This window comes from Devosia sp. LC5 (assembly GCF_000735585.1).
GTDB lineage: Bacteria > Pseudomonadota > Alphaproteobacteria > Rhizobiales > Devosiaceae > Devosia.
The window spans coordinates 103,171-125,222 of sequence record NZ_JNNO01000044.1 but is presented as its reverse complement, the minus strand read 5'-3'; the positions used below and the strand labels follow the sequence as shown (position 1 = coordinate 125,222).

General features: G+C 63.5%; 14 protein-coding genes. 9 read left to right on the top strand and 5 right to left on the bottom strand.

Features of this window, described 5'->3' with window-relative positions; translation table 11 throughout:
* Positions 1 to 94: 94 nt before the first annotated feature.
* From zapE to FF80_RS17885, 3 genes are all read right to left on the bottom strand, one after another.
* Positions 95 to 1,249, bottom strand: a complete 1,155-nt coding sequence (gene zapE / locus FF80_RS17895) for a cell division protein ZapE (RefSeq protein ID WP_280113914.1) — start codon at positions 1,247 to 1,249, stop codon at positions 95 to 97.
* A 143-nt stretch (positions 1,250 to 1,392) separates the two neighbouring features.
* The gene (locus FF80_RS21165; RefSeq protein ID WP_052153729.1) at positions 1,393 to 2,022 is read right to left on the bottom strand and encodes an AprI/Inh family metalloprotease inhibitor; all 630 of its coding nucleotides are present in this window, start codon (positions 2,020 to 2,022) and stop codon (positions 1,393 to 1,395) included.
* Between the two features lie 188 nt (positions 2,023 to 2,210).
* Positions 2,211 to 2,444, bottom strand: a complete 234-nt coding sequence (locus tag FF80_RS17885) for a hypothetical protein (protein WP_035102889.1) — start codon at positions 2,442 to 2,444, stop codon at positions 2,211 to 2,213.
* Positions 2,445 to 2,649: 205 nt separating this feature from the next.
* On the opposite strand from FF80_RS17885, the gene FF80_RS17880 reads away from it, so the two are divergent.
* From FF80_RS17880 to FF80_RS17855, 6 genes are all read left to right on the top strand, one after another.
* Positions 2,650 to 3,744: a microcin C ABC transporter permease YejB gene (locus FF80_RS17880; RefSeq protein WP_035102888.1), complete on the top strand. Its 1,095-nt coding sequence runs from the start codon at positions 2,650 to 2,652 to the stop codon at positions 3,742 to 3,744.
* Positions 3,741 to 4,865 carry an ABC transporter permease gene (locus FF80_RS17875; RefSeq protein ID WP_052153728.1) on the top strand — a complete coding sequence of 375 codons (1,125 nt, stop codon included), beginning with the start codon at positions 3,741 to 3,743 and terminating at the stop codon, positions 4,863 to 4,865. Before FF80_RS17880 ends, FF80_RS17875 begins: the two co-directional genes overlap by 4 nt.
* Positions 4,862 to 6,472 (top strand): ABC transporter ATP-binding protein, encoded by a 1,611-nt coding sequence (locus tag FF80_RS17870; RefSeq protein WP_035102887.1) that lies wholly within the window; start codon positions 4,862 to 4,864, stop codon positions 6,470 to 6,472. The genes FF80_RS17875 and FF80_RS17870 overlap by 4 nt, the downstream gene beginning before the upstream one ends.
* A 75-nt stretch (positions 6,473 to 6,547) precedes the next feature.
* Positions 6,548 to 8,392 carry an extracellular solute-binding protein gene (locus FF80_RS17865; protein ID WP_035102886.1) on the top strand — a complete coding sequence of 615 codons (1,845 nt, stop codon included), beginning with the start codon at positions 6,548 to 6,550 and terminating at the stop codon, positions 8,390 to 8,392.
* A gap of 495 nt (positions 8,393 to 8,887) precedes the next feature.
* Entirely contained in the window at positions 8,888 to 10,750 is a 1,863-nt protein-coding gene (locus FF80_RS17860) for an autotransporter assembly complex family protein (RefSeq protein ID WP_035102884.1), read from the top strand.
* On the top strand, positions 10,750 to 15,081 hold the full coding sequence (locus FF80_RS17855; RefSeq protein WP_052153727.1) for a translocation/assembly module TamB domain-containing protein: 4,332 nt from the start codon (positions 10,750 to 10,752) through the stop codon (positions 15,079 to 15,081). The genes FF80_RS17860 and FF80_RS17855 overlap by 1 nt, the downstream gene beginning before the upstream one ends.
* Positions 15,082 to 15,094: 13 nt before the next feature.
* Here the strand turns inward: FF80_RS17855 and FF80_RS17850 are convergent, their stop codons facing one another.
* Both FF80_RS17850 and FF80_RS17845 read right to left on the bottom strand, forming a co-directional pair.
* On the bottom strand, positions 15,095 to 17,053 hold the full coding sequence (locus FF80_RS17850) for a MacB family efflux pump subunit (protein WP_035102883.1): 1,959 nt from the start codon (positions 17,051 to 17,053) through the stop codon (positions 15,095 to 15,097).
* Positions 17,050 to 18,213, bottom strand: coding sequence for an efflux RND transporter periplasmic adaptor subunit (locus FF80_RS17845; RefSeq protein WP_244445814.1), 1,164 nt, complete (start codon positions 18,211 to 18,213; stop codon positions 17,050 to 17,052). Before FF80_RS17845 ends, FF80_RS17850 begins: the two co-directional genes overlap by 4 nt.
* 204 nt (positions 18,214 to 18,417) lie before the next feature.
* On the opposite strand from FF80_RS17845, the gene FF80_RS17840 reads away from it, so the two are divergent.
* From FF80_RS17840 to FF80_RS17830, 3 genes are all read left to right on the top strand, one after another.
* On the top strand, positions 18,418 to 19,191 hold the full coding sequence (locus FF80_RS17840; RefSeq protein ID WP_035102882.1) for an SDR family NAD(P)-dependent oxidoreductase: 774 nt from the start codon (positions 18,418 to 18,420) through the stop codon (positions 19,189 to 19,191).
* A gap of 74 nt (positions 19,192 to 19,265) precedes the next feature.
* On the top strand, positions 19,266 to 20,159 hold the full coding sequence (locus FF80_RS17835; RefSeq protein ID WP_035102881.1) for an aromatic ring-hydroxylating dioxygenase subunit alpha: 894 nt from the start codon (positions 19,266 to 19,268) through the stop codon (positions 20,157 to 20,159).
* 87 nt (positions 20,160 to 20,246) lie between these two features.
* Entirely contained in the window at positions 20,247 to 21,932 is a 1,686-nt protein-coding gene (locus tag FF80_RS17830; RefSeq protein ID WP_035102880.1) for a Rieske 2Fe-2S domain-containing protein, read from the top strand.
* Positions 21,933 to 22,052: the final 120 nt, after the last annotated feature.

Sequence of the window (22,052 nt, the reverse complement as noted above, 5' to 3'; positions counted from 1 at the left end):
CCGAGGGCCACTCGTCGCTTGTGCCGGGTTGAGGGAGGCCCTCGGGTCAGGCCCGAGGGAGAACCGGTGGGGGATAACATCGTGGGAAGCGCGATCACCCCGCGCTGGCCGGCTCCACGCCCCGCAGTGCCTTGCCTAAATACTCTTCCGACTGCATCTCATCGAGCCGCGATATTGTGCGCTGGAACTCGAACGCAGTCTTGTCGTCCTTGCCCAATTGCTCGAGCGGCACGGCGAAGCTGGCGCCCAGCTTGACGCCGCGGTCGTAGAGATTGTCGATCAACAGGATAAAGCGCTTGGCGGCGCTGGATTTGGTGCGGTCCATCTGCGGCACGTCATCGATGATGATGGAATCGAAGTGATGGGCAATGCGCACGAAATCGCGCGAGCCCAGCGGCTTTTCGCAGAGGTCGGCAAAGCCGAACCGCGCCGCGCCCATGGCCGTGAGCGGCACGGGGATTTCCCGCCCGATACTTTCTACTATGCCCGGCTCGCCCACGACGCCACCGGTGATACGCAGCCAGAGCTGGTCCATCGCCGCCTTTGCCTGTGGCCCCGTGCCGAAGGCATAGACATGCTGGCCGGCGAATTTGAGCCGCCGGTAATCACGCGCTGCCGGCAAAGCCGCTACTGTGACCTGCCGCTTGAGCAAGTCGATAAAGGGCAAAAACAGCTGCCGGTTGAGGCCGTCCTTGTAAAGCTCGTCGGGGGCCACGTTAGAGGTGGCCACCAGCGTCACGCCATTGGCAAAGAGCTTATCGAACAGGCGGTAGAGCAGCATGGCATTGGTAATGTCATGCACGTGGAATTCATCGAGGCACAGCAGCCGCAGCCCGGATTTGACGATCGGCTTGACCACCGCTTCGACCGGATCGGCATCATCGCTTTTGCTTTTCGGCGACTTGCGGAAGGCAGCGATCCCGGCATGGATCTCATCCATGAATTCATGGAAATGCACCCGCCGCTTCTGCTTGATCGGCACGGCGGCAAAGAACAGATCCATCAGCATGGTCTTGCCCCGGCCCACCTCGCCATAAAGATAGAGCCCCTTGACCGGCTCCGGCTTGTCGAACAGCCGTCCCAATAGCCGCTTGGGCTTTTCCGCCATGAGCCCCGCCGCCACCCCGTCGAGCAGCGCCGCGGCCTCCAGCTGCGCTGGATCAGCGCTCAACGCCCCCCGCCCCGTCAGATCTGCATAGGCAGCACTGACGGGGCCTTGGAGAGCTGAAATCTTGCGGGCTTTGGGCAAATTCGACGCTATGGGTTTGGGCATATTTGGGTCAGGCCGAGTCGAAAGGGGTGTTTCTCGAGAACCGGAGCGGAACGTACCTCAGTACGTGAGCGCCGGAAGCGCAGAGAAACACCGCTTGCAGACCGGCATCACCCAAAGAATCAGCGCTGGAGGGCGATGGGCTGACCGCCGCCCATGGTCCCGATATAGCGGCCGCCATTGGGGGCGAGGAAGGCGGCGATATTGCCGTTCTCATCGTAAAGCTGGAGCTGGCTGCCCACCTGCTGCCAGCCGCCGACCGAGGCCAAAGCGGGCAGGCTGCAACCGGGAGCCGAGGCGCGATAGTAATTGGTGCCGGTCTTGGCGGTGAGCGGCAGATTGAGCTGACACTGGGTCGAGCCGGCCACCACGGTCCAGGCGCCCTCGGGGCCCGCACTCATGCCGCTGGCGCCGGGCTGGGCCAGTGGATCGAGCGAAACGATCGAGCCGCCCGGCGCGGCAGGTGCTGTCATGCCCGGCATGCCCAGCCCCGGTGTGGCCGAAGCGGTTTGTGCGGGAACGCCGCCCAGTACGGGCTGGCCGGACAGGCCCGGCGCCGGGGTACCGGTCGCGCCGATGGCGGGCAGCGTGCCCTGGGACACCGTCGAATTCTGCACCGGCTGCAATTGCTGGGGCGCGCCGATCGTATTGAGATTGGCTGTATTGGAGCCGCCAGTAGTGCAGCCCGCGACCAGCAGCGCCATTGCCGCGACTCCCGCGGCGGTGAACGATCCACGCTTCCAAACCATCATCGGTTCGCTCCTGCCCAAGGGCTTAATAAAGGTTAACAGCTTGGCTGGCTTATACCCAAACCAGCAATTGTGTTCAACAGCCCGCCCGTATTCGGACCAGTCCGCATCAATGTGGCCGATTTAGAGCGCCGCGACAAAGCGCGCCACCTGTTTTCCGACAAATCCACCGTCCTCGCAAGGACTTGGCACTAATCCGCATCCGATTGCATTTGCTTCAACAGATCGAGCGCCAAAACTTTTGCATCCTCGGCCTCCTCATCGGGCACCTGCACCGGCACGCCCTTGGGGCCGAACAGCCCACGCACGCCCGGCAATCCGCCCTCCCCGCCTTCGAGCGGATGAAAGCCATGCGCCTTGAGCGCCACCACAAGCACGCGGGCCTGCGAGGGATCTTCGATTTCCACGATAGTCTGAAACGCCATGAGGCTCCCCGATCTGGTTGGGCTGATCTGATGGGCAAAGCACGCGCTTGGCAAGCCCGGGCGCGCTTGCCAAGCCGTCGCCAAAATGTTGCATTAGCCGCCAAGCCGCTTCACCGCTTGGTGATTTGCCCGAAGGGGCCTACCAGCATCTAGTTTTGCATGAGCAAGGCTCCGGGCAGACCTGCCCGGATATCCCGGAGACCGAATGGGCGCCTATATACTCCGCCGCCTGTTGCTGATGATCCCGACCGTGTTCGGCATCATGGCGGTTTCCTTTCTCATCACCCAGTTTGCCCCCGGCGGCCCGGTCGAACAGGCGCTTGCCAATATTTCGGGGCAGAACGCCTCGCTCACCGAACGCGTCACCGGCGGGGGCGGCGACATGGCAGCGCCTCCGCCCCAGCAGGGCCAGGGAACGACCTATCGCGGCTCGCGGGGGCTCTCGCCCGAATTGGTCGAGCGTATCGAAAAGCAGTTCGGCTTCGACAAGCCGCCGCTCGAACGCTTCGGCATGATGCTATGGAATTATCTGCGCTTCGATTTCGGCGAGAGCTATTATCGCGACATCTCGGTCATCGACCTGATCAAGGAAAAGATGCCGGTTTCCATCTCGCTCGGGCTCTGGATGACGCTGATTTCCTATGGCATCTCCATTCCGCTGGGCATCCGCAAGGCCGTTTCCGATGGGTCACGCTTTGACGTGTGGACCTCCACAGTGATCATCGTGGGCTATGCGGTCCCGGGCTTCCTCGTCGCCATCGCGCTCGTCGTGCTGTTTGCCGGCGGCAGTTTCTGGTCATTCTTCCCGCTGCGGGGGCTGACCTCGCCCGGCTTTGACAGCTTTCCGCTGTGGCGGCAGGTGCTGGATTATCTCTGGCATCTGGTGCTGCCCATCACCGCCATGGCGCTCGGCGCCTTCGCCACCACGACGCTTTTGACCAAGAACTCGTTTCTCGACGAGATCGGCAAGCAATATGTCACCACCGCCCGCGCCAAGGGGCTCACCGAAGGCCAGGTGCTCTATCGCCACGTCTTCCGCAACGCCATGATGCTGATCATCGCCAGCTTCCCCGGCGCCTTTGTCGGGGCGTTTTTCGGCGGCTCGCTGCTGATCGAAACCATTTTCTCGCTCGATGGGCTGGGCCTGCTCGGCTTCACCTCGGTCGCCAATCGCGACTATCCGGTGGTGTTTGCCACGCTCTACATCTTCTCCCTGCTTGGCCTGGTCATCGCGCTGATTTCGGACCTCGCCTATATGTGGGTCGATCCGCGCATCGATTTCGAAAGCCGCGAGCTATGAGCGAGATCGCGGCTGCTCCCATGCGCGCCCGGCTCTCGCCGATCAATCGCCGGCGGCTGGTCAATTTCCGCGCCAATCACCGCGGCTTCTGGTCGCTGTGGATTTTCCTCGTGCTGTTTGTCGTGACGCTTGGCGCCGAGTTCATCGCCAATGACCGGCCGATCCTGGTCTCCTACAGGGGCGAATTGCTGGTGCCGGCGCTGGTCGACTATCCCGAGCCCAAATTCGGCGGCTTCCTCGCTGTCACCAATTATCGCGACGATTTCATCGCCGAGGAAATCGCCGCCAATGGCTGGGCGATCTGGCCGCCGATCCGCTTCAACTACCAGACCGTCGATGGCTTCCTGCCCTATTCCGGCGCCGTCGCCCCGGCCTGGACCATGAGCCAGGCGGAAAACTGCGCGGGCTATCCCGCCCTGGCCGCCGACCCCAATTGCCATTGGGGCAATCTGCATTGGCTGGGTACCGACGATCGCGGGCGCGATGTGCTGGCGCGGCTCATCTATGGCTTCCGCATCTCGATCCTGTTCGGGCTGGCGCTGACCATCGCCTCCTCACTCATCGGCGTCGCTGCCGGCGCGGTGCAGGGCTATTTCGGCGGCTGGACCGACCTGTTGTTCCAGCGCTTCATCGAAATCTGGACGGCCATTCCCGCGCTCTATCTGCTGCTGATCATTTCGAGCGTCATCACCCCCAGCTTCTGGGTGCTGCTGGGCATATTGCTGCTGTTTTCCTGGGTCGCTTTGGTCGGCATTGTCCGCGCCGAATTCCTGCGCGCCCGCAATTTTGAATATGTCGCCGCCGCCCGCGCGCTGGGCGTCTCCAACCTCACCATCATCTGGCGGCATCTGCTGCCCAACGCCATGGTGGCGACGCTCACCTTCATGCCCTTCATCCTCTCGGGGTCGGTTGCCACCCTCACCTCGCTCGATTTCCTCGGCTTCGGCCTGCCCCCCGGCTCCCCCTCGCTGGGCGAATTGCTGGCCCAGGGCAAGGATAACCTCCAAGCCCCCTGGCTCGGCCTTACCGGCTTTTTCACCATCGCCATCATGATGACGCTGCTGGTCTTCATCGGCGAAGCGGTGCGCGACGCCTTCGATCCGCGAAAGACGCTGGCATGACCGCCCCCCTCCTCTCCATCCGCAATCTGAGCGTGGCCTTCGGCGCCACTCCCGCCGCGCGCAATGTCAGCCTTGATATCGCGCCGGGCGAAACCGTGGCTTTGGTGGGCGAGAGCGGTTCAGGCAAGTCGGTGACGGCGCTTTCGGTGCTCAAGCTGTTGCCGCCCACTGCGACCCTTTCCGGCGACATCCTGTTCAAGGGCCGAAACCTAGTTACGGCCAGGCCGAATGAGCTGCGGGCAGTGCGCGGCAACGACATTTCGATGATCTTTCAGGAGCCGATGACCAGCCTTAATCCGGTGCATACGATCGAGCGCCAGATCGGGGAGGTTCTGGCCCTCCATCGGGGCCTGCGCACCAATGCCGCCCGCGCCCGCACGCTGGAATTGCTTGATGCCGTGGGTATCCCCGATCCGAAAAGCCGGCTCGCGGCGTTCCCGCACCAGCTTTCAGGCGGGCAGCGCCAGCGCGTCATGATCGCCATGGCGCTGGCCAATGAGCCGGACCTGCTGGTGGCCGACGAGCCGACCACGGCGCTCGACGTGACCGTGCAGGCGCAGATTCTCACCCTGCTCAAGGAGTTGCAGCAGCGGCTGGGCATGGCCATGCTGTTCATCACCCACGATCTGGGCATTGTCCGCCGCATTGCCGACCGCGTCTGCGTCATGACCAAGGGCGAGATTGTCGAAACCGGGCCGGTCGCCTCGGTATTCGACAATCCGCAGCACGCCTATACCAGGCATCTGCTGGCCGCCCAGCCGCGTGGCACGCCGCCGCTGGCCGATCCGAACGCTCCCAATATTGTGGAGGCCAATGATCTCAAGGTCTGGTTTCCCGTCAAGCGCGGGCTGCTGCGCCGCACTGTCGGCCATGTCAAAGCCGTGGACGGGGTCGACCTCGCCATCCGCCAGGGCGAAACCCTTGGCATTGTCGGCGAAAGCGGCTCGGGCAAATCGACGCTGGGCAATGCCATCCTGCGCCTCATCTCCTCGGAGGGGCGCATTGTCGTGCTCGGCAATGAGATTTCCTCGCGCTCGTGGAAGGCCATGCGGCCGCTGCGGGCCGATATGCAGATCGTCTTTCAGGACCCCTTCGGCTCGCTCAGCCCGCGCATGTCGGTCGCCGGCATTATCGGGGAAGGCCTCAAGGTGCATGCGCCCCGCCTCTCGGCTGCGGAGCGCGATGCCCGCGTGGCCAAAGCGCTGGACGAGGTGGGGCTGCCCAACGAGGCGGGCCTGCGCTATCCGCATGAATTTTCCGGCGGCCAGCGCCAGCGCATCGCCATTGCCCGCGCCATGGTGCTCAATCCGAAATTCGTCGTGCTGGACGAGCCGACCTCGGCGCTCGACGTCTCCATCCAGGCCCAGGTGGTCGATCTGCTGCGCGATCTGCAGACACGGCACGGGCTGACTTATCTGTTCATCAGCCACGACCTCAAAGTAGTGCGCGCCCTCGCCAATACCATCATCGTGCTGCGCAATGGGCGCGTGGTGGAACAGGGTCCGGCGGCCGAAATCTTCGCTAGGCCGCAAGACGCCTATACCAAGGCCCTGCTGGCTGCGGCGTTCGAGCGGGATGTGCCTGCCCCTGCGCCCGCAAAATCTTGATGCCGCGCCCCCTGTCGCGCCCGGCCCAATCCGCCTAGTCTTGACACAAATCTGCAAATAGCCTGGAGCCGCCCGATGAAGCTCACCTCAATCCTTGCCGCCGGCCTCGTCCTGGTCTCCACCCTCTCGGCTTTCGCCCAGGCCGACAAGCCCGACACCTGGCTGCATGCAAGTTCTGCCATTGGCGAGCCGAAATATCCCGAGGGCTTCACCCATTTCGACTATGTCAATGTCGATGCGCCCAAGGGCGGCACGGTGCGGATGAGCGCTTCTGGCGGGTTCGATACCTTCAATCCCCTGCTGCCCAAGGGTGAGCCGGCCAGCGGCCTCGGCCTGGTCTACCAGACGCTGATGACACCCTCGATGGATGAGGTACTCACTAGCTACGGGCTGCTGGCCGAAGCCATGAAGTTTCCCGCCGATTACTCCTCGGTTACCTTCCGCCTCAACCCCGCCGCCAAATGGCACGACGGCGAACCCGTCACTGCTCAGGACGTTGTCTGGTCATTCAACAAGGCGATCGAACTCAGCCCCGACCAGGCCCAATATTATCACAACGTCATAGGTGCCGAAGAAACCGCGCCCGGCGAAGTAACCTTCACCTTCGATCAGACTGGCAATCGTGAATTGCCCAGCATTTTGGGACAATTACTGGTGCTGCCCCAGCATTGGTGGGAGGGCAAGGACGCCCAGAGCCGCCAACGCGACATTGGCGCCTCGACGCTTGAACCGCCGATGGGATCCGGGCCTTACGAACTGGCCAGTTTCGATGCCGGACGCACGGTCACCTATAAGCGCGTGGAGAATTATTGGGCCAAGGATCACCCCACCGAGGTGGGTACTAATAATTTCGACGAGTATCGCATCGAATATTTCCGCGACGACACCGTCCGGTTTGAGGCCTTCAAGGGAGACCAATTCGACTGGTGGATCGAAATCGCGGCCCGCCGGTGGGCCACCGGCTATGATTTCCCCACCGTGCAGCAGGGCCGCGTCGTCAAGGAACTGTTCCCTCAAACCTATAATAGCGCGGGGCTGCTTTGGGGGTTCATCCCAAACCTGCGCAAACCCAAATTCCAAGACATCCGCGTCCGCAAGGCGATCAACCTCGCCTATGATTTTGAAGAGCTCAACCACACGCTGTTTTTCGACCAATATAGCCGCATCGACAGCTTCTTCTTCGGCCTGCCCTTCGCCTCCAAGGGCAGGCCTGAGGGTCAGGAACTCGATATCCTCAATTCCGTGAAGGACCTGGTTCCCCCCTCTGTCTTTACCGAGCCCTATGTCAATCCGGTTGCCGGCAATCCGCAAGCCCTGCGCGCCAATCTGCGCGCGGCGTTGGATCTGCTGACCGAGGCTGGCTATACGCTCCAGGGCGATCGCCTGCTTGACGCCAATGGCGAGCAACTCAGCTTTGAAATCCTGCTCAACGGCCCGGTGCATGAGCCCATGACCACTAACCTGGTCACCAATCTTGCCCGGATCGGCATCGCCGCCACCATCCGCGTGGTCGATAGTCCGCAATATATCAACCGGGTGCGCTCGTTCGACTACGACATGCTCTATTATGCCTGGGCGCAATCCTTTTCGCCCGGCAATGAACAGCGCTATTTCTTTGGCTCGGCCTCAGCCAATGAAGAAGGCTCGCAAAACTATGCCGGCATTGCCGATCCGGGCGTCGATGCGCTGATCGACAAGATCATCTACGCCAAGGATCGCCCGACCCTCGAGGCCGCAACGGCGGCGCTCGATCGGGTATTGCTGGCCAACAATTTCGTCATCCCCGGCTATACGCTGCGCACCGCCCGCGTGGCCCGTTGGGATCGCTTCAGCCATCCCGACCCGCTGCCCGAATACAGCATCGGCTTCCCTACCATCTGGTGGTATGACGAAGCCAAGGCGGCGAAGGTGGGACAGTAGCCCGTTCTCGTTTTTCGTTACTTGTTCTCGTCACATCCGCCGCATCTCCCTCGGGCTTGACCCGAGGGCCGTTGGGGTTAGCCACTATTTTTCGTGCAAGCGGCGAGTGGCCCTCGGGTCAAGCCCGAGGGAGAGCGGTGGTTGGGGAAGCATGGTGCGATCATCCCCGCCCCCGTTGCCCCATCTGAGTACTTCCCAACCGTTCCCCCAGAGTGTCGCCACCCGTTGCCCATCGGCCACGCTCGCCCACGGAATTGAGAACAATTTTCCCTAAACCTTGCCCGATGCCTTGGTACCGCCCTAAACTGGCCACGAAATGACCGCCTGCAGCGTCGGAGGGTGGGGCCGGGATCGCGCTTAACCGAATCTTGTGGTCCCTGAGGGCAATATCGGCTTCTGTCCTTCTTGGTAGAAGCGTAACGGACGGGAATTGGTCCACTGCATATCGCGCGTCTGGTAACGAGTTTTAGCGCCATCTTGCTTGCTGCGACCGGAATGGGCCTTGCGGTGGCGCCGGTTTCTGCATTCGAGATTTTCGGCATCAAGCTGTTCGAAGACCAGAGCCAGACCGATGCCGAGGCGGTGATTGCCGACCCCCAGCCCTATAAGGTCAATCTCTCCGTCACCGAGACCGGCGTGCCGGAAAATGCCGTGCGCAATGCCTCGGCCCTCGTCGCCGACCAGAATGAGCCGGCTTCGGGCGCCGCGGGCCTGCTGGCCAAGGCGCGGGGCGATTACAAGCGCATCATCGCCGCGCTGTACAATGAGGGCTATTACGGCGGCACGGTGAGCATCCGCGTCGGCGGCGCGGAAGCTGCCAATCTGGCGCCCGACACCAAATTGCCCAAGCCGGTCGATGTCGCCATTCTGGTGACGCCCGGACCGCTGTTCCGCTTCAACAGCGTCAATATCATCAATCAGGCGCCGCCCACCGCCGACCCGTTCGACCATGTGGACCTGCCCTCCACCCGCGGCTTCGGCAGCGGCCAGATTGCCAAATCCAGCGTCATCCTCCAGGCCGAACAGCTGGCACTCGAAGCCTGGCGGCAGCAGGGCTATGCCAAGGCCGCCGTGGTCACCCGCGATGTGGTGGCCGATCACGCCAGCAGCAGTGTGGACGTTACCATCACCGTCAATCCGGGCATGAAAGCCGCCTTTGGCGAGGTCACCGTGTCGGGCACCGAACGGATGGACCCCGAATTCGTCCGCCGCCAGACCGGGCTGGAAGTGGGCGAGGAATATGATCCCGACGAGTTGGCGCGCGCGCAAAAACGCCTCGACCGGCTCGAAGTGTTCCAGGCCGCACGGCTCGAAGCCGCGCAATCCATCGGCGCCGATGGGCTGCTGCCCTATAGCCTGTTCGTGCAGGAATCGGCCGGGCGCCGCTTTGGCGTCGGCGCCACCTATTCCACCATCGATGGGCTGGGCGTGGAAGGCCATCATCTCTGGCGCAATCTGTTCGGCCAGGCCGAGCGGCTGCGGCTCGATGCGCGCGTCGCCAGCATTGCCTGGCCGCTCGATACCGAAGAATTCGACTATATGTTTGGCGGTACCTTCACCAAGCCGGGCTTCCTGACGCCCGATACCGACCTGGTCGCCGCCATTTCGGCCGAACGCACTATTTATCCCACCTATATGGAAACCTCGGCCAATGCGCGGCTGGGGCTGACCCATTTCTTCTCCGACCAGATCACCTTTGAAGGCGGCGCCATGCTGGAGCGCAGCCAGTTCGAGGACGATGTATTCGGCACCCGCGATTTCGCGACCGCAGGCATCTATGCCGGCGCGACACTGGATTTCCGCGACGACAAGGTGGATGCCACCAGCGGCTGGTATCTCGAGGCCAATCTCGAGCCCTTCTACGAATTCAACTATGAAAATCCCGCCGCCCAGATCACGGTGGAAGGCCGCACCTATTTCGGCTTCGGCGAGGAAGACCCCTTCGTGCTGGCAGCCCGCTTCAAGGCCGGGGCGCTGGTCGGGCCGGACCTGAGCGAAGTCCCGCCCGACAAGCTGTTCTTTGCCGGCGGCGGCGGCTCGGTGCGCGGCTATGCCTATAAATCCATCGGCGTCGATGACGGCATGGGCAATGTCACCGGCGGGCGCTATCTGCTGGAAGCCTCGCTGGAGGCCCGCGCCAAGGTCACGAGCGATATCGGCGTGGTCGGGTTTCTCGATGGCGGCTATGTCGCCGCCGACACCTTCCCCGAACTCGATGACCTGCGCCTGGGCGCCGGCGTCGGGGTGCGCTATTATACCGGCCTGGGGCCGCTTCGGCTCGACGTCGCCATTCCGCTCAACAAGCATGCGGGCGACCCCGACTACGCTATCTATGTCGGCATAGGGCAGTCCTTCTGATGACTCGGCTCTCCGCTCACAACCGGCGCCTGCTTGCCACCGGCCTTGTGCTGTGCGGGCTCTGTGTGCCCGCTGTCATCGTCGCGCAGGACGTGATGACGATGAACAATGAGCAGCAGAAGGATTGGCTGACCAGCTTCGTGCAGGATCGCCTTTCGACGCCCGAACGCCAGATCAGCCTCTCCAATATCGATGGTGTGCTGGGCTCCAATGTTTCGGTGCGCGAAATCACCATTTCCGACGCCCAGGGCGTGTGGCTGCGCGTCAACAATGCCACCCTCACCTGGAGCCAGGCCGCCTTGTTCCTCGGGCGGCTTGAAGTGCAGTCGCTCAAGGCCGATTCCATCGATTATCTGCGCAATGCCGTGCCCGCCGAAGGCGCTGACCTGCCTCCGGCCGAAGCCGGCTCGCTGCAGATCCCCGAATTCCCCGTTGCGGTGATCCTGGAGGAACTGGCCATTCCCAAAGTCACGTTCGGGGAGGGCGTGTTCGGGCTGGGTTCGGAAATCTCGCTCAATGGCGCCTTTACACTCGAGGGCGGCAATCTCACCACCAATCTCGATATCGTGCGGCTTGATGGTCCGGGCGGCACGCTCGATCTCGATGTCGATTACAAGAAGGCCGAGAACAGCATCGATCTGGGCCTGGCTCTGGTCGAACCCGCCGATGGGGTGATCGCCAACCTGCTCAATATCGAGGACCGCCCGGCGGTGAACCTGTCGCTCACCGGCAGCGGCCCGGTGGCCGATCTGCGCACTGAGCTGGTGCTGCAGGCCAACCAGCAGACCGCGCTATCGGGCGTTGCTACGATCACGCAGCAGCCCGAGGGCTTTGCCATTGCTGCCGATCTGCGCGGCCCGCTATCGACGCTGATGGCCGAGCCCTATCGGCCCTTCTTCGGGGCCGAGACCGCGCTGACCGCCAATGCACTGGTGCGTTCGGCCGGCGGGCTGTCGATTTCCGGGCTCAAGCTCACCGGCGGCCAATTGGCACTCGAAGCCTCGGCGGAGACTACGCCGGACAATTTCCTGCGCCAGCTCGTGCTCAATGCGAGCGTGGCCGATCCCGCTGGTGGCCCGGTGACGCTTCCCGTGCCCGGCAGTGCCACCAACGTACAATCGGCCCAGTTCAACATTGATTTCGGCGCCGGCAATTCAGAGGAGTGGAGCTCGAACCTCGCCGTTGGCGGCTTCCAGAGCCCAGGCTTTGCCGCTGACACGCTGGCTCTCACGCTGGGCGGCGTTGCGGCCAATCTGTCCGATCCTGCCACGCGCCGGCTGACCTTCAATGGCGATGGTGCGCTGTCTGGTATTGCCGGCAGCCAGGAAATCGAAGCGGCTTTGGGCGACAGCATTGGCCTGGGGATCGCTGGCTTGTGGAACGCCGGGCAGCCCGTGCAATTGGCCGAGTTCCGGGTGGTCGGCAAGGCACTGACGGCGGCGCTGCAAGGCCAGCTCGATGGCCTCGACTTCAATGGCGATATCGGGCTGCAGACGTCCAGCATTTCGCCCTTTTCGGGTCTGGCCGGACGCGAACTCGACGGCGCGCTGGATTTGAAGGCCAATGGCACGCTTACCCCGCTCACCGGCGGCTTCGATCTGACGCTGGATGGTTCGGGTACTAATCTTGCCATCGATGACGAAACCGCCGACCGCCTGCTGGCAGGCACGGTGGCGCTGTCGGGCCGGGTGGCCCGCACTGAGGCAGGCCTTACCGCCGAGAATTTCCGCATCGCCAACAATCAAGTGCAGATGCTGGCCGATGGCACCTATTCCAATGCCCTGGCCGATTTCACCTTCAATCTTGACCTGAGCGATCTGAGCCTGCTGTCCGACGCCGCCAGCGGCCCGCTCAAGGTGGTGGGCACGGCCAAGGGCCAAGAAGACGTCATCGATCTCAACCTCGATGCGACGGTCGCCAGCGGCAGCCTGGTCGATCGCAACCTGCGCGATGCCAGGATCGGCTTTGCCGGCCGCTACAATGTCGACCGGCTCGATGGCCAGTTGAGCGGCGCGGCCGAACTCGATGGCTTCCGCACGAGCCTTGCCGGTGACATCGCGGTCACCGAAACCGAGCAATCCCTCGCCAATCTCGATTTCCAGGCTGCCGGTACGCGCATCACTGGCGGGGTCACTCGCAATGCCGAAACCAGCCTGCTCGATGGCGGGCTGAGCGTCGTGGCGCCTGACGTGTCGGTGGCCGCCGCGCTGGCTTTACTCGAGGCCAAGGGCGCGGTGAATGCCGAGATTGGGCTGAGCAGCGCGGACGGGCGGCAGTTGGCCTCGATAAGGGGCGCCGCGCGGGAGCTTGAAGTCAACGACATCACTATTGGATCGGCCGATATCGAAGGGGCCGCGCAGGATTTGTTCGGCGTACCGGCAATCACGGGAACGATCCGCGCGACCGATGTGGTTGCCGCGGGCACGCATGTCGAGACATTGACCGCAGATGCGACCCAGAGCGCCGGGACGACGTCGTTCGATGCACAGGCAGCACTCGCCACCGGTACCAATGTGGATGTGGCCGGTTCGCTCACCCCGATCGCCGAGGGTTACCGGCTGGCGCTCGACCGCGCGCAGCTTCGGCAGGGCCAGCTCGCGGCGGCGCTCGCGCAACCCACGGTTCTGGCTGTCAGCGGCTCCAATGTTGCGCTCAATGCGGTGCGCTTCAATGTTGGCTCGGGCAGCATCACGGCCAATGGCACAGCCGGCGAAGCGCTCGACCTCGTCGTCGATATCAACGCGCTGCCGCTTTCCATCGCCAATGCCATCATGCCCGATCTGAGGCTGGCCGGTACGCTCAATGGCCGCGCCAATATCGGCGGCACCGGCAGCGATCCCCGCGTCAGCTTCGAGGCTCGTGGCCAGGGCATCAATGCCGCCGCCATCAGCGAATTCGGCATTGCCCCGCTCAGCCTCACCACCAATGGCCGCTTCGCCAACAACACCGTCACCCTGGCCGCGCTCAGCGCCAATGGCTCGGGCGGCCTGACCCTGACCGGCTCGGGCACGATTCCGCTGGCAGGCAACGGACTCAATCTCGCCATCACTGGTTCGGCGCCGCTGGCGCTCGCCAACCAATTCGTGGCCGATCGCGGCGGCCAGCTCAGCGGCACGGCCAATCTCGATGCCCGGGTCAGCGGCTCGATCTCGGCGCCCCGGTTCGGCGGCACCGCCACGATCAGCAATGGCGGCTATGTCGACCCCGAACTCAATGCACGGCTCGAGGGCGTCACCGGCTCGGCGACACTGTCGGGCGAACGCGCCGTCATCAACAATTTCTCGGCTAATCTGTCGACCGGCGGCTCCGTCTCCGCTTCCGGCTCCGTTGGCCTGGGCGCAAACTTCCCGGCCGATCTGCGCATTGCGCTCAATTCAGCCCGCTATGCCGATGGCAATCTCTTCGTCGCCACCGCATCGGGACAGCTCGCGCTGACTGGCAATCTCACCGGCTCGCCGCTGCTCTCGGGCGATGTGCTGGTCGAGGAAGCCAATATCACCGTGCCGGACAGCTTTGGCGGCGGCGCCGAACTGATCGATGTAAAACATGTCCATACCCCGCCGCCGGTCGAACAGACCCTGGTCCGCGCCAAGGTAGACGAACGCGGCGCGCCCGTGCCCCAGACCCGCCCCAGCGGCGTGGTGCTCGACGTCAATGTCAACGCGCCCAACCAGATCTTCATCCGCGGCCGCGGGCTCGATGCCGAAGTGGGTGGCTCGGTGCGACTCACCGGCCCGCTCACCGATATCCAGCCGGTCGGCGGCTTCTCGCTCAATCGCGGGCGTCTGGCCATTCTGGGCCAGCGCGTCACCTTCCAGAGCGGGGAAGTGACCCTGGTGGGGGATCTGGACCCCTTCCTCAATTTCGTCGCCGAGACCGAGGGCGAGGGCATCACTGTCTATGTCACCGTCTCCGGCCGGGCCTCCGATATTGCGGTCAGCTTCACCTCGACCCCCATGCTGCCGCAGGATGAAGTGCTGAGCCAATTGATCTTCAAGCGCTCCATGAGCGAATTGTCGCCGCTGCAACTTGCCAAGCTGGCCGCCGCAGCAGCCTCCCTGATGGGTGGTGGCGGCAATGGGCTGGTCGATAGCCTGCGCAGCGCGGCGGGGCTGGACGACCTCGACATCGTCACCGATGACGCGGGCAATGTGGCGGTGCAGGCCGGCACCTATATCCAGGACAATGTCTATCTGGGCGTGCAGGCCGGCGCGAATGGGCAGAGCAAGGTGACGATCAATCTCGATGTCACCAATGATCTGAAGGTCACCGGCGCTGCCGGGCAGGATGGCAATACCAGCATGGGCGTGTTCTACGAGAAGGATTATTGAGGGGATATCCCTTCTACTCCCGCGCCAGTGCCTCCACCGGGTCCAGCCTTGCCGCTGACCGCGCCGGCATGAAGCCGAATACCACGCCGATCAAACTCGACGACAGGATCGCCAAGACGATCGACTCGGCGGAATAGCGCACCGTCGCGCCCTGCACGAGCGCGGTGAGCGCGCTGCCCAGCCCGAAGCTCAGCGCCACCCCGGCGGCGCCGCCGACAAAGCACACCAGAACTGCCTCGATCAGGAATTGGCGCAGGATATCGCCCCGCCGCGCGCCCACCGCCATGCGGATGCCGATCTCCTTGGTCCGCTCGGAGACGCTGACCAGCATGATGTTCATCACCCCGATGCCGCCGACCACCAGTGAAATCACCGCAATGGTCGAGATCAGCAGCGTCAGGGTCTGCGAGGTGGATTCGATGGTCTCGCGGATGGTCGCCGTGTTCTGCAGGAAAAAGTCGGTCTTGCCGCTATGCAGCCGCGTCAACAGCTCGGTGATGTCGGCCTCGGCCTGGCTCATGTCATAGCTGTCGGCTACGCGCACCGCGACGGAGCTGAGGTAGCTCTGCCCCAGGATCCGGCGCATTGCGGTGGTATAGGGCACATAGACATTGGCTGAGTTGCCGCCGGGGCCGAAGCCGGTGACATTGGCCACCACCCCGATCACCCGCACCGGCACATTGTCGAGCATGATCACTTGCCCCACCGGGTCCTCGCCATTGACGAAGAAGGCGTCGCTGGCGTTTTTGTCGATAACGGCTTCCTGCGTCATCTGATCGACGCTGGCCGAGGTGAAGGCCACCCCATCGGTAAAGGTGCGGCCATTGACCTGGAAATAGCCCGCGCCCACGCCGGTCACCGTCGCATTGGACGAAGTAGCGCGGAACAGCACCGTGGCGTTGGAGCTGACCTGCGGGGAGACGCTATCGGCAAAGGGCTGTTCTTCGAGCGCTGCCGCATCGGAGGGGACCAGGGTTTCAATGCGCGCCGAGCGCCGGTCGCCAAAGCCGCTGCCGGGATAGATATTGATCGTATTGGTGCCGATCGAGGCGATATTGTTGAGCACGGTCTGCTGGCTGCCCTGCCCCAGGGCCACCACGCTCACCACCGAAGCAATGCCGATGATGATGCCCAGCATGGTCAGGAACGTGCGCAGCTTATGCGCCACCATGGCCCGCAGCGCCATGCGAAACGCCTCGCCGGCCCGGTCCAGCCCCTCGCGCCAGCGCGCGATGCGGCGGATATTTTGCTTGGTGCGGTCGTTGCGGGTCTCTTCGCCATTGCGCCGATCGGCGATGATGACCCCGTCGGAAATCTCGATCACCCGCTCGGCCTGCGCGGCAATGGAGGCATCATGGGTCACGATGATGATGGTGTGGCCCTCGCCATGCAACTCATGCAAAAGCGCCAGCAATTCCTTGCCGCTATGACTGTCCAGCGCTCCGGTGGGCTCGTCGGCGAGGATCACTTCGCCGCCATTCATCAGCGCCCGCGCCACGCTGACGCGCTGCTGCTGCCCGCCCGATAGCGCATTGGGCCGATGGCTCAGCCGCTCGCCCAACCCCAGCCGGGTCAACAGATCGACGGCGCGCTGCCGCCGCGCATTGGCGTCGACCCCGGCATAGATGGCGGGGATTTCGACATTCTCCACCGCGTCGAGATCCGGCAGCAATTGATAACGCTGGAAAATGAAGCCGAAATGCTCGCGCCGCAGCTCGGCCAGGGCGTCGGGTCCAAGCCGGCCGACATCCTTGCCGCCAAAGGTGTATTTGCCGGTGGTCGCCTTATCGAGGCACCCCAGAATATTCATCAGCGTCGATTTGCCTGAGCCGGACTGACCGATGATGGCCACCAACTCGCCCTGGTGGATATCGAGATCGATATCCCGCAGCACGGTCACGGCCTCGCCCCCGGTTGCGAAGACCCGGTTGAGCCCGCGCAACGAGATGATCGGGGTTTTGGTGTCGGTCATGGCCGCGGGCCGCCCATCATCACCATGCCGCCGCCACCCATGCGCGCACCCTGCCCGCCCGTGGGAACGCGCACACCGCTGGCGCCCGAGGCCACGACTTCGTCGCCCTCGTTCAGCCCGCTCTTGATCTCGGCCATGACATTGTTGTTGAGGCCCACTTCGACCCGCCGCGGCTCGCTCTGCTCGGTCGCCGGGTCATAGACCATCACCATGGCATTGCCATCGGGCCCGCGCCGGGTCACCAGGCCCGAGGACAACACCAGCGCATTTTCAACCTCGTCGAGCACGATGGTCACCTGCGCTGTCATCGAAATGCGCAGCTTGTGATCGGGATTGGGCACGTCGAAGAGGCCATTGTAATAGATCGCCGTATCGGTCGACGTGCTGTCTTCGCTGATCGAGGTCGGCGCCGGTTCGATCTCGCGCAGGGTGGCGTCGATCTGCTTGTCGGGTTCACCCAGAATGGTGAAATAGACCCGCTGCCCGGCTGCCACACGCACCACATCGGCCTCCGAGATTTCGGCCTTGATCACCATGGTGTCGAGATCGGCGATCTTGACGATGGTGGGCGTGGTCTGGTTGGCGTTGACGGTCTGCCCGGCCTCGACCAGCACCGCCACCACCGTCCCGTCATTGGGCGCCACGATCTGCGTGCGCGACAGATTGAGCTTGGCCGATTCCACGCTCAATTCCGCCTGCGCGATCTGTGCGTCGAGTTGATCGATCTGCGCCAGGGATGAATCCACCGCCGCCTGGGCGGCATCGAGATCGGTCTTGGAGACGAGATTGCTGCCGCTCAGCGAGGTATTGCGCACCAAGGCCGCCTGCGCCTGCACCAATGTCGCCTGCTGCGCCCGCTTCTGCGCCTCGATGGCCATCAGCGCGGCCTGGGCGGTCTTGACCGCGTTTTCCTGATTGAGCGAGTCGATCTCGGCGATCAGGTCGCCCTTCTTGACGTCCTGCCCGAGCTTGACATGCACGGCATCGATCCGGCCGGACACCTCGGCGCCAATGCTGACCAGCGAATTGGCCTGCAACACCCCTGACGCCAAGACGGTCTGCTCGATATCGGCGCGGCCCACCGTCACCGTATTGGGCACGGTCGCCGCCTTGGGTGCGGCAAAGAACCACCACCCGGCAGCGCCTGCGCCTGCTATCACTACCAGAGTCAGAACTATTTTCGTGACGGTCTTCAAACCCATGCATCCCCAGATTGTATGAGCGACCATATCCTGCCGCCGCCGCGCCAGCACGTTAGCTCTCGGTAAGCCGGGTTAAGATTTGGAAAGGTGGCCCGGTTGACGCCCGACCCCTCCCCGGTCCACCCTGACCCGACCTCCCCGACTAATCTTCAGGACATCGCCATGTATCAGCTGCTTGATCCCAAGAGCTTCGTCGTCTTCATCACCGGCGCCACCTCCGGCTTTGGCGCCGCGGCGGCCCGCCGCTATGTCGAGGCCGGCGGCAAGGTGATCGCGACCGGCCGCCGCGGCGACCGTCTGAAGGAATTGCAGGCCGAGCTGGGCGCCGAAAACTGCCACATCATCGAACTCGATGTACAGGACCGCAAAGCCATCGACGCCGCGATCGCTTCCCTGCCCTCGCCCTTCGACAAGATCAATATCGTGCTCGCCAATGCCGGCCTGGCGCTGGGCCTGCAGCCGGCCGCCGAGGCCGATGTCGCCGACTGGGAAACCATGATCGCGACCAATATCACGGGTCTCGTCTATACCGTGCGCGCTCTGCTGCCCGGCATGATCGCGCGTGGCGGCGGCCACGTGGTGACGCTGGGTTCGGTGGCCGGCGACTACCCCTATCCGGGCGGTTCGGTCTATGGCGCCACCAAGGCCTTCGTGAAGCAATTCGCTCTCAATATCCGCTCGGACGTGCAGGGCAAAAATATCCGCGTTACCAATATCGAGCCGGGCCTGACCGAAACCGAATTCTCCCTGGTCCGCTTCAAGGGCGACGAGGGCAAGGCGAGCAAGCCCTATGAGAACACCAAGGCGATGAATGCCGAGGACATTGCCGAAACCATCGTCTGGTCCACGCTCCTGCCTCAGCATGTCAACGTCAATCGGTTGCAGGTGATGGCGACGACGCAGGCGTTCGGGAATTTCGATATTTATCGGGGGTAGCGCCCTGCCGCCCACCCCCTTGCCCCGCAAGCCCCAGCCGCCCTATGCTGCTCCCAGCAAGCCACGGATGCCTCATGCCCAATATCGACTCCCTGACCCGCGACCTCTGGCAGGTCGTGGCCGCGAACAACGAGATCACCCCCGGCCTGGTCGAAACCACGCTGCTGCTCGATACCAAGATCGCCATCACGCGCGACCATGACGGCGCCCCCGTGGTCTGGCGCCGCAGTGATGAGGAACAGGGCGACGAGATCGATCCCGCCACCATCACCGATCGCCTCCCTGTCATCACCGGCTATGGCTATATCTGGACCAGTTTCGGCAATCCGCCGGCCGAACTCTTTCCGATCCCCGAATATGCCGAGCCCGATCGCGTCAATATGAGCTGCGGCTCCATCGGCATTCACGTTTCGGCCCCCCGCGCCGTCGAGAACTTTCTCGACATGGGCCATTTCCCTTATGTCCATACCGACATTCTGGGCGCCGAACCCCATACCGAGGTCAAGGAATACGACGTCGAAGTCTCCGAGGAGCGCGACGAAGTGCTGGCCACGCGCTGCCGCTTCTTCCAGCCTCGCGCGGCACTGTCGGCCACCGAGGGCCAGGAAGTTGAATATGTCTACCGGGTGCCGCATCCCTTCTGCTCGGTGCTCTACAAATCCTGCCCCGAGGACGATAGCCGCCGCGACGTCATCGCCATTTTCCTGCAGCCCATGACCGAGGAACGTTGCCGCGCCCACCTGCTGCAATCGATGATCGACTCCACCTCGACCATTACCGACCTGCGCCGCTTCCAGCAGACCATTTTCGGCCAGGACAAGCCCATCCTCGAAAACCAGTTCCCCAAGCGCCTGCCGCTCGATCCGCGCTCGGAAACCCCCATCCGCGCCGACAAATCCGCTATCGCCTACCGCCGCTGGCTCAGCCAGAAGGGCATTACCTATGGCGTGATCCCGGCAGCGAGCTGACGCCATGGAGCGGACCTCGTACGCCAAGGCCCGCCGACTTCGACCTCATCCGATCGTGGCGCGATCCCAATCTCTTCGGATGACGTCATGACGCTCTCCCTTGCCGATCCCACCTGGTATCCCATCGCCTCGAGCGAGGACCTGCCGTTCCGCCACGTCTATCAAGGCCAGCTGCTCGGCCGCGAACTCGCCGTGTGGCGGGCTGACGATGGCAATGTGAATGTCTGGGAAAACCGGTGCCTGCATCGCGGGGTGCGCCTGTCCATCGGCATCAACGAGGGCGGCGAGCTCAAATGCCAGTATCATGGCTGGCGCTATGCAAATCGCTCCGCCGGCTGCACCTATATTCCGGCCCACCCCGCCGACGCCCCCGCCCGCCGCATCCAGAACCGCACCTATCCGGTGCGCGAGGCCTATGGCCTGGTCTGGTCCGCCGCCAATGAGGAGCTTCCCTTCACACCCTTCCCCGGAGCCGAAACCGGCGACTGGTCTGTCCTGCGCCCCATGCCCGTCAACGCCGCGCCTGAAGACGTACTCGATGCACTCTCCACCCCGGACGCCGAGCGCCTGCCGGGCCTCTCCATCCGTACCGGCGATACGATCTGGTTCGTCCAGCCGGTCGATGCCAATCGCGCCGTCATCCGCGGCCTCGTTGCGGGCCAACCTGATCTCGCCATCCTGCGCCAGCACAATGAGGTCCTGACAAGGCTCCGTGACCGTCTCGAGCGCGCAGCGACCCGCAAGCCGGCGCCCGAACCGTTGCAGCCGGTATTCGAAAAGGTCTCGGCGGATCTCGCCACCATGCCCGAAATCGCCATTCCGCGCGGCAATACCATGCCGGTCGTGGTCAAGCGCAAATGGCAATCTGCCGATGGCGTTACCGGCTTCGAACTGGCTGCCCGCGACGGGCACCTGCCCACCTTCCAGCCCGGCGCCCATATCGATCTGCACCTGCCCAATGGCCTGATCCGCCAATATTCGATCACCAACGGCCCTGGCGAATTGATGAGCTATGTCATCGGCGTCAAGGCCGAAAGCGCCAGCAAGGGCGGCTCGCAAGTGCTGATCGATAGTGTGCGTGAAGGCGACGTGCTCGCCATTTCCGAACCGCGCAACAATTTCCCGCTGCGCCGCGACGCTACCCGCACCGTACTGATCGCTGGCGGCATCGGCATCACGCCGCTGCTCTCCATGGCTCGTTTTCTCGACAAGTCGAGCCTGCCCTATGAGCTGCATTATTTCGTCCGCAGCGGCGAACAGGCCGCTTTCCGCGACCGGCTCGAAGCGCTCGGTGGCAAGGTGATCATCCACCAGGGCCTGCCCCGCGCCGAAATCGGCACGATCATTGCCGCGACGCTTGGCCCCTGGTCCCGCGCCCAACATGTCTATGTCTGCGGCCCTTCGGCCATGCTCGAATCCGTCCGCGAAACCGCGGCCGAACAAGGCTGGCCCGACGAAGCCATCCACTTCGAATATTTCAAGAACGACAAGATCATCGACGACAGCTCGAGCTTTGAAATCGAGCTCGCCCGTTCTGCCATGACGCTGCATGTTCCTTCGGGCCGCACTATTCTCGCAGTGATGCGCGATGCCGGCCTCACCGTCCCCTCCTCCTGCGAGCAAGGCGCCTGTGGCACCTGCCTCACTGCGGTCATGGAGGGCGAGGTGGACCATCAGGACGTCTATCTCAACGACAGCGAGAAGGCTTCCAATAGCTGCATGATGACCTGCGTCAGCCGGGCCAGGTCAGCCAGGTTGGTACTCGATATCTAGGCCCCATCTGTAGACCTCATCCTGAGCCTGTCGAAGGACGAGGTCGTGGCGAGATCGGTGTTGCCGACCTCGTGGTTCGACAAGCTCACCATGAGGTCTCATGGGGAACAATGAGAGACA